Annotated in this window: 11 protein-coding genes; 9 read left to right on the top strand and 2 right to left on the bottom strand. The window is 53.9% G+C overall.

All coding sequences use genetic code 11. The features are described 5' to 3' along the window. Position 1: 1 nt before the first annotated feature. Positions 2–694 carry a DUF421 domain-containing protein gene (locus ACH6EH_RS03650; protein ID WP_325053172.1) on the bottom strand — a complete coding sequence of 231 codons (693 nt, stop codon included), beginning with the start codon at positions 692–694 and terminating at the stop codon, positions 2–4. Positions 695–865: 171 nt separating this feature from the next. Continuing rightward, on the bottom strand, positions 866–4804 hold the full coding sequence (locus tag ACH6EH_RS03645) for an endo-1,4-beta-xylanase (protein ID WP_397331159.1): 3939 nt from the start codon (positions 4802–4804) through the stop codon (positions 866–868). Positions 4805–5111: 307 nt separating this feature from the next. Here ACH6EH_RS03645 and ACH6EH_RS03640 point away from each other — a divergent pair, with 307 nt between their 5' ends. The 9 genes from ACH6EH_RS03640 (at position 5112) to ACH6EH_RS03600 (ending at position 12713) form a co-directional block, all read left to right on the top strand. Continuing rightward, positions 5112–5750 carry a hypothetical protein gene (locus tag ACH6EH_RS03640; RefSeq protein ID WP_397331158.1) on the top strand — a complete coding sequence of 213 codons (639 nt, stop codon included), beginning with the start codon at positions 5112–5114 and terminating at the stop codon, positions 5748–5750. A gap of 40 nt (positions 5751–5790) precedes the next feature. Then, positions 5791–6414, top strand: a complete 624-nt coding sequence (locus ACH6EH_RS03635; RefSeq protein ID WP_397331157.1) for a PspA/IM30 family protein — start codon at positions 5791–5793, stop codon at positions 6412–6414. Positions 6415–6441: 27 nt separating this feature from the next. Next, entirely contained in the window at positions 6442–7473 is a 1032-nt protein-coding gene (locus tag ACH6EH_RS03630; protein ID WP_208203647.1) for a TFIIB-type zinc ribbon-containing protein, read from the top strand. Further along, positions 7470–8342 (top strand): TPM domain-containing protein, encoded by an 873-nt coding sequence (locus ACH6EH_RS03625; RefSeq protein ID WP_483875078.1) that lies wholly within the window; start codon positions 7470–7472, stop codon positions 8340–8342. Before ACH6EH_RS03630 ends, ACH6EH_RS03625 begins: the two co-directional genes overlap by 4 nt. Before the next feature lie 29 nt (positions 8343–8371). Next, on the top strand, positions 8372–9394 hold the full coding sequence (locus ACH6EH_RS03620; RefSeq protein WP_397331156.1) for an SPFH domain-containing protein: 1023 nt from the start codon (positions 8372–8374) through the stop codon (positions 9392–9394). A gap of 147 nt (positions 9395–9541) precedes the next feature. Further along, positions 9542–9682, top strand: coding sequence for a hypothetical protein (locus ACH6EH_RS03615; protein WP_233281098.1), 141 nt, complete (start codon positions 9542–9544; stop codon positions 9680–9682). Positions 9683–9992: 310 nt separating this feature from the next. Next, entirely contained in the window at positions 9993–10730 is a 738-nt protein-coding gene (locus ACH6EH_RS03610) for a phytanoyl-CoA dioxygenase family protein (RefSeq protein WP_397331155.1), read from the top strand. Between the two features lie 23 nt (positions 10731–10753). Beyond that, complete coding sequence (locus tag ACH6EH_RS03605) at positions 10754–11620, top strand: helix-turn-helix transcriptional regulator (RefSeq protein ID WP_397331154.1); 867 nt, start codon at positions 10754–10756, stop codon at positions 11618–11620. Between the two features lie 715 nt (positions 11621–12335). Further along, complete coding sequence (locus tag ACH6EH_RS03600) at positions 12336–12713, top strand: hypothetical protein (RefSeq protein ID WP_138224182.1); 378 nt, start codon at positions 12336–12338, stop codon at positions 12711–12713. Positions 12714–12736 lie beyond the last annotated feature (23 nt).

The raw sequence follows: 12736 nt of genomic DNA, 5'->3' as shown, positions 1-12736 counted from the left end.
ATTAATAATGCAGCGGCGGCAGATTGAGATGCTCCTGCTCTTGGTAAAGCGTAATGTGCAAGCGAAGCTTCCCATCCATCGTGGCCAGAAAAACATCCTCCAGGGAAATGTCCATCCGGCGCAGCTCCTCGTGCACCCATGATGCCTCCAGTTGAAACGATGCCAGCACACGGGGCTCGATCCGCCCCTCCCGAATGAGGGGAAACACGAGGGGGGAGGCACCTTGTGTATGGGATTTTTCCAGGATGCTCAGCTGTCCGTTAGGCTCAATCAGAGCCAGCTCTACCGTGCTGGGGTTAAAGACCAGATTTTCACGCAGCATCTGCAAAATATTATCGATCGTGTACCGCGCCTTCTTGATGTTAGGGTAGATGAGCTTTCCATGGTGGATCACAATGACCGGCTCGAACGTGACCCACTTTCCAAACTTGCGGAAGGTGATGACCGCATACGAAAATATTTTCTGAAAAATACCGATGACCACAATCGCGAACGCCGTCGGCAGATGCTGAATCTGAGGATCGGCAATGTCCGCGCCTACGACAGCGCCAAGAGCCAGCACGATCAGGTAATCAAAGATAGGCAGCTCTCCGATGGAGCGTCTACCCATAAATAGTGTAATGATCAGCATCAGGGGGAAGATGGTCACAATTCTTCCCAGCACGACTGCACAATCCTTCATCCATTCCAGCACAGGCACTTCATCCTTTCTGTCTGTCGTCTCCCGCAGGCGCCACAGCGGTTCACAGGACTACGAAGGTTTCCTTTTGTGCCATAGTATGGCTGGAAATGGAGAGTTTTAGCCTGAGGACAGCCCATTCAAATGGCATAACAAAAGCCGGTGCAGCGCACCGGCTTTCTTGCCTTATTCCAGGCTCCAGATTCGATACAGAATGACCGCTGCTTCTGCGCGGGTCATGAGCTCCTGCGGTGCGAGAGCTTGGTTCCTGCCATGAACCAGACCCTCCCCGGTCATGATTGCAGCACTTTCCTTAGCATACCCCGAGAGGGCAGCCGCGTCTTTAAACCGGGTCAAGTCTTGGGGCTCGCCGAGCGTTTTTCCGCCGGCTTTCAGAGCCCGTACCGCCATGACCATCATATCCTGGCGCTTCAGCGGCTGCTCTGGCCTGAAGGTGCCATCAGCATATCCGCTAATGATCCCAAGCTCTAATGCGGCAGCAACCTCAGCCTGAAGAGCGTTCGCCGCGGCAGCATCGCTGAAGGAGCGGCCGGAGGGATCAGCAGCCGGAAGATCCAGCATCCGGACCAGCAGCGCAGCGAATCCGGCCCGGGTCATCGTATCGCCTGGCGAGAACGTCTGCGGGGTGGTCCCCTGAATCACACCGCGTGCAGCCATGGCATGAACGGCTTGCTCCGCCCAAGGAACGCGCGTGACATCAGCAAATGGCTTCGCCGCATACGTTACGGCGTAGGTCCCCAACTTCTTCATCGAGAAGCGGACCGCTTGTGTAGAATCATCGTAACGGCTGCTGACGACAGGTGTGGGTACGCCTTGATCATCCATGTGCCAGACGACGATCTGTTCCTGATGATTAGCTTCGGCTGCTGAAGGTGTATAGAATATCTCAGCTTGAATCGGCATGCCGGCCTGGTCCCAAGGAAGAAGTGTATCTCCATGAAGCAGGCTGACCCGAAGAGCCGGACGATTCCCCGGAAGAGGCGGCATACTCATTCCCGGCCGCGGGCTAACGTGGTGATCCAAGGACAGGGTGATGAAGCCCTGAGCCTGTATACCTTTACCTTTGGTGGCTTGGTTCAGCGCCTGGCCCGGGATCGTTAGCTTGGCTGCGTCAGAGGGAATGACCAGCTCCCAGCCCTCCAGCGCCTGCAGCTCGGACATCGGCAGCTGTAGATCCAGACCGGCCGTTCCCTTTAGACCGGGCACATCAATCATCATCTGACGTCCTCGCTCCCCGGCGGTCTGCGATGACTGCAGCGCCTTCTGCAGCAGTGCTGCAGAAACGACGGCTTGCATGCGTCCCTGCTTCAAGGCTGCCTGCGGCTTCAGAGTTATGACGCCGTCATGAACAGTCACGGAGCCATCCGGGTTGTTCGCAGGAACGGTAATGGTGCTTCCCGGCACGTCGCTGCTACCAGCAGCCGGCTTGCCCGTCAGGTGCAGGGTGCCGAATACAGAGGTATCCATATAAGCATTGCCTGTGGTATCGTTCCAGGCAGCAACACTTTGGCGGGACCCATTCCTTGCGTCGTTGATCTGAACATCAAATCCGAGGCGGGCTCCGTTGCCAGGCTTTACCTCACGCAGAGGAATCTGGAGCTCAACGGTATACATGCTGCCGCTGGTCCGTGTAGAGGATTTGAAGCCTGCAGGAGCAGGTTCTGGATTAAAGGACGTTTCATTATCATAATTGACGCGATATTGTCCGTCATCCTGCTGATAGTAGGTCGTCTTCTCGTCATTCTCATCCACAAAAACCTCAATAGAATCCTGCTCCCAAGGGTTGGGGCTGCTCTTGTCGAGCTGACCATCGTTTACCTTGACCAGCACATAGAGATATTGATCATCCCACAATGCCTTTGCGGTTCCGGTCGCACCCTGCCAAGCCATCTGGTACTGATTGACCGGAATGGCGGTGGCAGAATTCCATGCGGCATCCTCGATCCCGTCGATAGCAACTGGGGAAGCAGCATAGCTTGCCGAAGTGAAGTTCCCTTCCGGGAGCACCGGCTGATACCCGGCGATAAACGTGTCAGGGTCTACAATACCGTAGTAGGCAGGCTTCGCTTGTAAATTCCGGTCAAACACGAGCGGGTTAAACGCCGCTCTCCAGCTTTTGCTGTCCTCTAGCCCCCAGAAGGTGACGCGGCTGATGTGCTCGGCATACTGTTCATACAGCTGAAAGAGTCTCGCATAGATGTAGCCCTGCGCATCAGCCTGCTGCTTCGTCATCTGATAGTCACTGCCGGCCTGAATGTCCAGCTCCGTAATGCTGATCTCCACGCCTAATGAAATGAAGCGTTCCAGGGAAGCTTTCACATTGTCCGGGTTCGTATTCAAGCCGTAGTGGCCCTGCATGCCAATACCATCAATGAGAAGCTTGCCGGGATGTTCCTGACTGTACCTCTCATTGATCTCCTTGACCATGTGGTAGATGGCCGTGGCCTTGTTCCGGTTGTCTTCATTGTAATCATTGTAGTACAGCTTGATATCCCAGTCGGGATTCTCATCCAGCACCTCTCTCGCTGCCAGAAAAGCCTGCTCGACATAATCAGGGCCGATAGCGTGGTACCAGGGCGACTGGCGCAGTGAGCCTTTCCATTGCTCCGGGGAGGAGGGGTTATCGTTTATGGCTTCGTTCACAACATCCCACGAAATCATCCGGTCTCCAAAATGCTCCATCACCGTGCGAATATGCGACCTCATATTGTCTAATGCTTCCTCGCGATCGAGCGGAGAACCCTCACCGGGACGCGTGGTCATCCAGGCAGGAGACTGCTGATGCCATACGAGAACATGTCCATGCATGCGGAGTCCCGCATCCAGGGCGGCATTGACCATTTGATCTGCAGCCTCAAAGGTATACGTCCCCTTTTGCGGCTGCAACGCTTCCGGCTTCATGGCATTCTCGGCTGTTGCTGTGTTATGGTGCTTGCTTAGCAGCTCCAAGCGGATGCCTTCCAGATCCTCCGCTGTAATGGCAGCGCCTATGAGAAATTGAGATGCATAGACGTCCTTGAGCGCCTCCAGATCAGGCTGGATAGCGATTGGTCCTGAGTCAGTACGCTCCAGATGCACATCATCGAGATAAAAAGAGGCCGTGCTGCTGGAGCTCTCTACATAAATCGTCAGCACTCCGCTGCTGACATTGTTATAGCGATAGGTGCCCTTCAGCTCTATCCATCCGCTCTCGGCTGTGACGCTCTCCTTATCCAGCGTTACATAGCTGGCACTGTTCTCGGTACCAATCTGCGTGGACAGCTGCAGATCGGCACTCTCCGGAGAGATCAGCTTGACCCAAGCGCTGATCGTATATTCCGCGCCTTGCACTATATAGGGGTCGATGCGCAGGCTCGGTCCATGCCAGGTGTCGGAGCGGCCTTCTGTCTTTAGCGCAAAGCTACCGCCTGAGCTATGATTCTCCCCAGAAACAAGAGTAAGCTGCTCCGTACCGTTCCGGCCCTCAAAGCCATTGACCTGACCATGTTCAAACGTTATGGTGGACCACTCCCGGACAGGTGCAGAAGGGGGCTGCTCCGGGTCCGTGCCGGGTGTCTTGGTAATAAGCACATGACCGATATAAAAAGGAACCGCCGCCCCAGCTTCATTAGACTTGATCCGAAGGGCTACATCGCGGTTCTGGTCTGCCGTGAACTCCTTCTCCAGAATCACAGTGCCCCCGGACTTATAATCAACCTCGACATGATTGCTGTAGCTGTTTACCGTCTGCAGCGCAGCTTTGGCTCCCGCAGGAAGCGGCACATCAGCATCTACGTAGACGGACGCCGTTACGGTATAGGTGACTCCATTCTCCAATCCGATGTCCTCAAATTTAAAATCAGCGGCGTCCCAGTCCTTGCTGCGGCTATGGACATATAGCGCTGCAGCATCGTCTTGAAGCTCGAAAGGCTTGTCACTGACGTACTCCAGGCGGGCATTACCGTTTGCAACCGCCACGCTGGTATCGTTTGCAAAATGCTCCTCGTATACAACAGAAGTCGACGCAGCCGCTGATTCTGGCTCAGCTGCCGCTTCAGGCGGTAAAGCCGGAATGAACAAAACGGCCGCAAGCACAGCGGCCATCATCTGCTTGAATGTTCGCACAATATGCACCCCTTTACGTAAGAATGAAGCTTTGTTAAGAAATAAAACGCTCTCATAAATACAGTGATTTCCCGGAGCCTCCCTTCACAGAATCATGATAGCGCAGAGCCTCTCGCACTACACTGCGAAAATTAAAGATGTTATACAGCGAATCACACGTTTGTTAAGATAAAGGTAGAAGCATTTATAGGACCTGACCGAACGGAGAGCGGAAGGGCAGGGGGCAGGAGCTCGTTTAAATGAACGTGCGTGCCGGGTAATGGACGACATGCCAGGCATGACTAAATCCAATGTCAGGAGGAATCCTATGTTACGCTGGAGCTGGCTGGCCCTGTGGCTGGCATTTATCGTCTATGCGGCATGGCTCGCACCGGGGCAGGGGGCAGGAGACGATCCCCTGTTCAAGGAGCTGATTACGCTGCAGTCGAAGGAGCCGTCGCTGATGGCCCTGTTCTCGATGCTGGGGCTGTTCCCGATTGCTTTTGCCTGTTTGCTGCTGCGCAGTGACCGGGGTACCGTTCCCGCTTGGCCGTTCTCTTTGGCGGCCTTTGGACTGGGAGCCTTTGCGCTGATTCCGTACTATGTGCTGCAAGGGGAAGAGCGACAAAGCTCCTTTAGAAAAAACCGCGCCCCCCGCTGGGTGCAGGGACTCGCGGGGTCAGGGTGGTTTTTGTGGCTGCTGATCGCAGGCACCCTGGCGGTTATCGGCTGGGGGCTGACACAAGGGAGTATGGAGGCCTATCAGGCAGCTTTTCAGTCCTCCCAATTCGTCCACGTGATGAGTCTGGATTTTCTCGTGCTGACTCTGCTGTCGGTGTATGGGATTTACCGTGATGATCAGCGGAAACCGTACCCTTCAGGGATATCCTGGATGGGCCTGTTCCCGATTGTCGGCCTGCTGCTCTATTTGTGGCTGACCCGGCACCGGAGCCGCGAAGCTGCCTGATGGGGCAGCATAACTACAAGTGTGAATAAGGAGGAGTTCTATGGGAATTCTGTCACGTTTTACTCAACTAATGTCAAGCAGCTTTCCGTCAGTCATGGAGCAGGCGGAGGATCCGGAACGGGCCGTCCGCCGATATTTGGAGGAGCTGGGCCGCAATCTGGGACAGCTGAAGGCAGAGGCAGCCGCTGCAGAGGCGGCGCAGGGGCGGGCCCGTCGGGCGCTGGATGAAGCGCGCGAGGAGCTTCACCGGCTGGAGCGGTATGCCGCGAAAGCCCAGGAGTCGGGCGATGAAGGCAAGGCCCGTTCCTTCCAGGATATGAAGGAGCAGCAGGAGAAGAAGGTCGAGCCGCTGCAGGCAGACCTCCTGGCTGCCACAGAGGAAGCGGCCCGGCTGCAGGAGCTGAGGGGCAAGCTGGTTGCCGACGTGCGGGATCTGGAAGCCCGGCATGCCAGGGTGAAGCATACGATGGCGGAAGCGCGGCTGCAGCAGCAGAATCAAGGCGGCAGCGACCCTGCCGGGCCGATTGACGCTCCCTTGGGCATGCTGGAAGAGAAAGCGGATCTTGCACTTTATGAAGCAGAGGCGCTGGCTGAGTTAAGATCAGAGCGTCAGGAGAAGAGCTTTGATGAGCTGTTTGACGAGCTGATTCGGCAGGCCCCGTAAGGGACAGACAGAGGGGAGGTGAGGCGAATGCCAGTCATTGCGTACAAATGTCCGAATTGCGGCAGCGGCATGAATTATGATAGTGAGAGCGGGATGCTGTCCTGTCCGAGCTGCGGCAGAAAGGACAATATTGAAGCTATTCCCGATCCCTTGACGCAGGAGGTATTCACAGAGGGGGAGGTGAAGCAGTACTCCTGTACAAGCTGCGGCGCGGTGCTGATGACCGAGCCGGAGACGTCGGCTACCCGCTGCAGCTTCTGCGGCTCGGCTGTTGTATTGGGGGATCGGTTAAGCGGGGCGCTGGCACCGGCCTGGGTCATTCCTTTTGCCATCAGCAAGGCTCAGGCGGAGGAAGCGTTCCGCAAATGGTGCCGAAAGGGGCTGCTGACGCCAAGAGGCTTCATGAAAGCCAGCCGGATCAAGGGCATGACAGGGATCTATGTTCCGTTCTGGCTGTATGACTTACATAACCGGGTGGAGGTTCACGCGCAGGCCATCAAGGTCAGAACCTATACGCGCGGAGATTATCGGTACACGGAGACAGACCACTACAAGGTATATCGCAAGCTCGTGCTGGATCTGACGAAGCTGCCAGTGGATGCCGCCGAGAAAATGAACGACGAGCTGATGGACAAGCTGGAGCCGTTTCCCTATGAGCAGCTGAAGGATTTCAAGACGCCGTATCTGGCGGGTTATATAGCCGAGAAATACAGCTATGACGACAAGGAGCTGCTGCCTCGTGCGGAGCGGAGAATTCGCAGCTATATTGATGACTATATCGCCTCCACCATTACCGGATATACGCATGTCACTTATGGAGACACCTCCATTGACACCTCTGTAGAACAGGCCAAGTACGCGCTCTTTCCGGTATGGATGGTGTATTATGATTACAACAGCGCAGAGCACACCTTTGCCATGAACGGGCAGACCGGGAAGATTGTCGGCAAGCCGCCGATCAGCAAAGCCAAGGTGTTCGGATGGTTTGCGGGCGTGAGCGGCGCGGCCTTTGTCGCCTTAAGGCTGGCATCGTGGACGATGGGAGGGAGTCTGTGGTGAAGTCAGGGATATTTGCAAGACTGCGTACAGGAGGCCTGCTGATGCTGGCAGTGCTCCTGCTTTATAGCTTCCCTGCCGTGGTAAAGGGAGAGCCGTCAGTCCCGCCGTCAGACAAACAGCTGATCTGGGATGACGCGGGATTGCTCAGCCCCAAGGAATATGAACGGCTGAATGAGCTGGCCGGGAAGCTTGGCGCGGAGCGGGAGACGGATATTATCATCCTGACCACCTTAAACCGGGAAGGCCGAGATGTCGCAAATATTACGAATGATTTCTATGACGAGTACGCACCGGGATATGACCAGCCTTTTGGCAATACGGTCATCCTGACGCTCGACATGAATTACCGCGAGGTAGACTTGGGCGGCTTCCAGAAAGCGGAAAGCTATTTAAACTCCGGCAGGCTGGACCAAATCCGCCGCCAGATTACACCGGCTTTGACTGAAGGAAGCTATGCCGAGGCGTTTGAGACCTATATTACGGAAGCCTACCGCTATCTTGGCATCGTGCCGGACACAGGCTCAGCTGCTTATGGAGGGACAGACCGCAATGGCAGTCCGGGTGTGAACCGGAACGTTAGCCAGGGGGAGAATGGAGAATTCGTGCTGCATCAGACATGGTTTCAGCTCCTGGTATCTGCAGCGATCGGAGCCGGGGTCGTTGGCATCATGGCCTACCGCTCTGGCGGGCGAATGACCGTCAATCGACGCAGCTACGAGAATTCAGCCTCCTCCGGTGTACTGGACCGGGAGGATCAATATATTCGCACCACCGTTACGAAGACCAAGATTCCGAAGAGCAACAGCGGGCCGGCCGGCGGTACTACGGGAGGCGGACACTCTCGCAGCGGCAGCCGGGGCTCATTTTAGAACCGGATCGAGAAAGGAGTGCATGAAGTATGGGGTTTTTCAGAAATCAGTTTGCGGATGTTGTGGAGTGGGAAGAGTTTCGGGAGGATATGATTTTTTGGAAATGGGACAGTCGGGAGATCAAGAAGGGCAGCCGGCTTGTGATCCGTCCCGGACAGGACGCGGTGTTTATTAATAACGGCAAAATCGAGGGGATTTTTGAGGATGAGGGCACGTTCAATGTTGAATCCGATATTATTCCGTTCCTGTCCACGCTGAAGGGCTTCAAGTTTGGCTTCAACAGCGGGATGCGGGTCGAGGTGCTGTTTGTAAATACGAAGGAATTCACGGTGCGCTGGGGAACGCAGAACCCTGTGCTTATTCAGACACCACAGCTGCCAGGCGGTATGCCGATCCGGGCGAACGGTACGTTTCAGTTCAAGGTGAAGGATTATGTCACGCTGATTGATAAGATTGCCGGCGTCAAAAAGAGCTATCTGGTGGAGGACGTCAAGCTCCGCATCACCTCGGTGCTGGATCAGCTGCTCATGAAGTGGATCAGCCGCGAGGGCAAGGATATGTTCAATCTGCAGGGGAACGCTTACGAGATTGCCCGGGGGATCCGCGAGGATCTGGATATGGAGATGCTGGGCTATGGCATTACGATTACCGGCTTCCAGGTGATGAGCTTCAATTACCCGCAGGAAATTCAGGATATGATCACGAAGACGGCCTCGCATGAAATGATCGGCAACCTGCAGAAGTACCAGCAGGTCAGCCTGACCGATGGCATGGCCTCCGGCAAAATGCAGGGTGGCGGGGCGGCCTCCGATATGGCGGGCATGATGATGGGCATGAATATGGCCCAGGACATGCTCAAGCATATGAACCCGGATCGGCAGCAGCCGTCCTCATCCCCAGAGAAGGCTCCTTCCTCCGCTGAGGGGTCAGGTCAAGGTGGGAAGACGTCCTCCTCTGGAGAGCCAGCGGCAAAGCCGAACTTCTGTCCCAACTGCGGCGCCAAGAATGAAGGCGGCAACTTCTGCCCGAACTGCGGCCACAAGCTGAGCTGACAAGGGCTTACGTTGTTCATGTAAGCGCCGCCTTTTTGTGATATAATGGCAGGAAACTTAAACCTTGAGGCAAGGTTAGTCGGGAGTGGGTCTTGGGAGATGAGAAGGTACAACATATGGCGGCCGTTGATGCTCATACTGACGGCAATGTTAACGAACAGCCTGGTCACCAATTTGTGTATGCTGTTCGGTGTGGAGGCGGAGACGGCAAGCAATATCGGCTTTGGGGCGATGATTATCGCGGCATTTATCGTATATAGCAGAATGACCCGGCATCGGCGGAAGTAAGGCCTGCCTGCCGTGAGGACAGGCGCATTAAGCAGAAGCCGGATGAAATGATGGAGACAGCAGTACCGCATGCAGCGGTGCTGCTTTTTTTTGTGATGCTTATAGATGCTTGAATTGTAAACGCAATGTAAAACTTCATGAAGGAATACGAATACAACGCAATATTGGTATCATGGCGGAGAAATCATCGGCTCTAGGAAGCATCATCGTAAAATCGGTTGAGTTTATCGGAAGGAACGCGAAGATTTAAGAGCGGGCAGGACGTATGATGAAATAGCCGGCAACATCAACTATAATGGAGGTCATAACCATGGCTGATTCATCGCTGACCCGTGACGAAATTGAATTTTACGAGAAGAATGGCTATATGCTTCATAAGAAACAGCTATTTTCGGCAGACAAGATGCAGGAGCTGAGCAGCATTTTTGAGGAGCAGTGGGAGCTGGTCGGCAAAAAGCTGAACAGTGAGCTGGATACGCCCCATTTTCGGGATGAGAGGCTGCTGAAATTCCTGCTGAGTGATGAAGTGCTGGATCTGGTGGAGCCTATCATTGGCCCGAACATCGGACTGTGGTCCAGTCATTTCATCTGCAAGGAGCCGCTGGTGGGCAGACAGACGCCATGGCATGAAGACTCCGCTTATTGGAAGGGCAGACTGTCCCGTTTTGACAAGATCGTGACCGTGTGGATCGCCATTGACCACAGCACGAAGGAGAACGGCTGCATGCGAGTCATTCCGGGCACGCATAATAACGGATTTTCTGATTATGAGGCAGTGGACGGAGAGAAGAATATTTTTGATACCGAAATCAAAAATATTGATCCCGATCAAGCTGTATACTTCGAGCTGGAGCCAGGTCAGTGCTCGCTGCACGACTCCCGAATTATTCACGGAGCCGCTGCCAACACAAGTGAGCACCGCCGCTGCGGTTATACCATGCGCTACTTTGCTACCGATGCACAGGTGATTACCGAGAAGAACCATGGCCACCAAATTTGGCTTGCCCGGGGTAAGGACCTCGCTGGCAACTCGTTCGTAAACGCCTAATTTTATGTAGAGGAGGACATCAGATGAAAGAAGCACCCGAGCGTTTATTGGGCAGCTCATTTCTCGATTTGTCCTCCTCTTTTCGTCTGTTCAGGCATGAGATCCGCGATCCCATTGAGACGCATTGGCATGATTTCTTCGAGATGGCGTTTGTGATCTCCGGCTCCGGCTGGCATGTTGTGAACGGGGAGCGGTTTCGTCTGGAACGAGGGATGACCTTTCTGCTGACGACGGCCGACTTTCACGAGATTATTCCCGATGAGCACAGTACGATCGAGCTGTATGATTTCATATTTGAGGGCGGCTTTGTCCGTCCGGGCTTGCTGGAGGAGGTTCTGCGTCATCGAGGATGGCTTCAGTACACCTTCGCCGGGGAGGAAGCCCGGGAGGTGGAGCAGGCCTTTGAACAGATCCGCAAGGAGACGGAGCCAATGAGCTGGGGCAGCCCCATGCTTATACAGGGGTGCTTCGAGCGGATCCTCATCGTAATGGCAAGAGCTTTGCCTGGAGAAGGCCTGAATGCGGCAGGGTCACCACGGAATGATCTCAAGAACAAGCTGCATCCATCCATCGTCAAGGCGGTGGACATGATTCAGTATCATTTTCGCGAGCCCATCCCGCTGAGCACCGCCGCAGCCTATGCAGGCCTTGCACCTAACTATTTCAGTGAGTGCTTCCGCAAGCAGGTCGGCATTCCTTTTCAAGCCTACGTTAATGACAAACGGCTGCAATTCTCCTCCCGGCTGCTGCTAAGCAGTGATCTGCCGGTGACGGAGATCGGCTTCGCGGCAGGGTTTGGCACGATGACTCACTTCGAGCGCCTGTTTAAGCGCCGCTATGGCTGCTCGCCCAGACAGTTTCGCAAGAACCGGGGCGGTGAGCCTGTTTAGCGCTTCCAGTCTGTATAGCCAGATTCCTCTTTTGCGCCAGTCCCACGCTAATGTACACGAACGATGGAGGCATCCATAATTAAGCTTTCCAAATCGGGTTCCGATGCCAGGAACTCTAAAGCATGATTGAATGCACTTGCTTTCTCACATGTACCTGTTCAAAACATCACCGAATGGGTACACTCGAAAAATCCTCGATTACGAGCTGTCCAACACCCTCAAAAAGGCTTTGTTTTTAAGTGCCTCAAATGTGCTCTCAGCCAGTGCTAACCCGAGATAATGAACAGTGACCAGAATTCCCATTTTTCCAATGCTGACTATCTTGAACTGCTTGAAAAAGCAGATGTAAAGATCTCTATGGATGGCAAGGGCCGGGAAACAGATAACAGCCGGACAGTATATTTCCGCACTCTTAAGTACGAACACATCTGTCTCAATGAATTCGAATTCCTCGCGCTCTGCGCAGAGGGACAGCTCGTTGTATTCATTTTACGACCTCATGCATCTCTATTAGGAGCCAAGCCGGATGATTCTACATGCATTGACTTGAACAAATCGCGTATCCACATCCGCTCCCCAGTATTCCAACTTATGTTAAGTACTATGTAACTAGAGAGTCATGTCACATATTTGGTACATTCTTACTATTGTTCATAAATCCATATATGGGTTATATTGTAATTGGGCTCGTGAGGGGAATTGAGGAGGGCTAAATTTGAAATCGACTTTTAAAAAGGTAGTAGGGATTGCTTCAGTTGCTGGACTTCTCTTTGCGTCCGCCAATGTTTATGCCGCTACGGCTACTGCGACCAAACCTGTAAATGACACTTCAACCCATGAAAGTGTTTCTATATCAGGTTTGGGCCAGTATGGTACTTTCGCTACTAGTGTTACAGCGGGTACGGGAACTGGATATGGTAAATTGTACAAATTTATCAGATACTGGCCTGATGACCTGCTCTATACACACACTGTGTACTATAACGGACAACCTTCGCAAAGTACTAGCTATTGGCTGAGTTCAAGTGAAGCTTACAATGTAACAGCTTCAGGTGACAAATCTCTCGGAGTCACATCCAGCATCACGAACTAATTATACAGCTTACTTAATTATAC

This window comes from Paenibacillus sp. JSM ZJ436 (assembly GCF_044383795.1).
Lineage (GTDB): Bacteria > Bacillota > Bacilli > Paenibacillales > Paenibacillaceae > Paenibacillus_AQ > Paenibacillus_AQ algicola.
Note: the sequence above shows the minus strand (reverse complement) of the source record. Positions and strands in the feature narration are given on the sequence as shown.

Bases quoted from the DNA above. Each gene is read 5' to 3' on its own strand.
- ACH6EH_RS03635 (WP_397331157.1), top strand. From the start codon at position 5,791: ATGGGAATTCTGTCACGTTTTACTCAACTAATGTCAAGCAGCTTTCCG.
- ACH6EH_RS03640 (WP_397331158.1), top strand. From the start codon at position 5,112: ATGTTACGCTGGAGCTGGCTGGCCCTGTGGCTGGCATTTATCGTCTAT.
- ACH6EH_RS03610 (WP_397331155.1), top strand. From the start codon at position 9,993: ATGGCTGATTCATCGCTGACCCGTGACGAAATTGAATTTTACGAGAAG.
- ACH6EH_RS03605 (WP_397331154.1), top strand. From the start codon at position 10,754: ATGAAAGAAGCACCCGAGCGTTTATTGGGCAGCTCATTTCTCGATTTG.
- ACH6EH_RS03620 (WP_397331156.1), top strand. From the start codon at position 8,372: ATGGGGTTTTTCAGAAATCAGTTTGCGGATGTTGTGGAGTGGGAAGAG.
- ACH6EH_RS03630 (WP_208203647.1), top strand. From the start codon at position 6,442: ATGCCAGTCATTGCGTACAAATGTCCGAATTGCGGCAGCGGCATGAAT.
- ACH6EH_RS03615 (WP_233281098.1), top strand. From the start codon at position 9,542: ATGTTAACGAACAGCCTGGTCACCAATTTGTGTATGCTGTTCGGTGTG.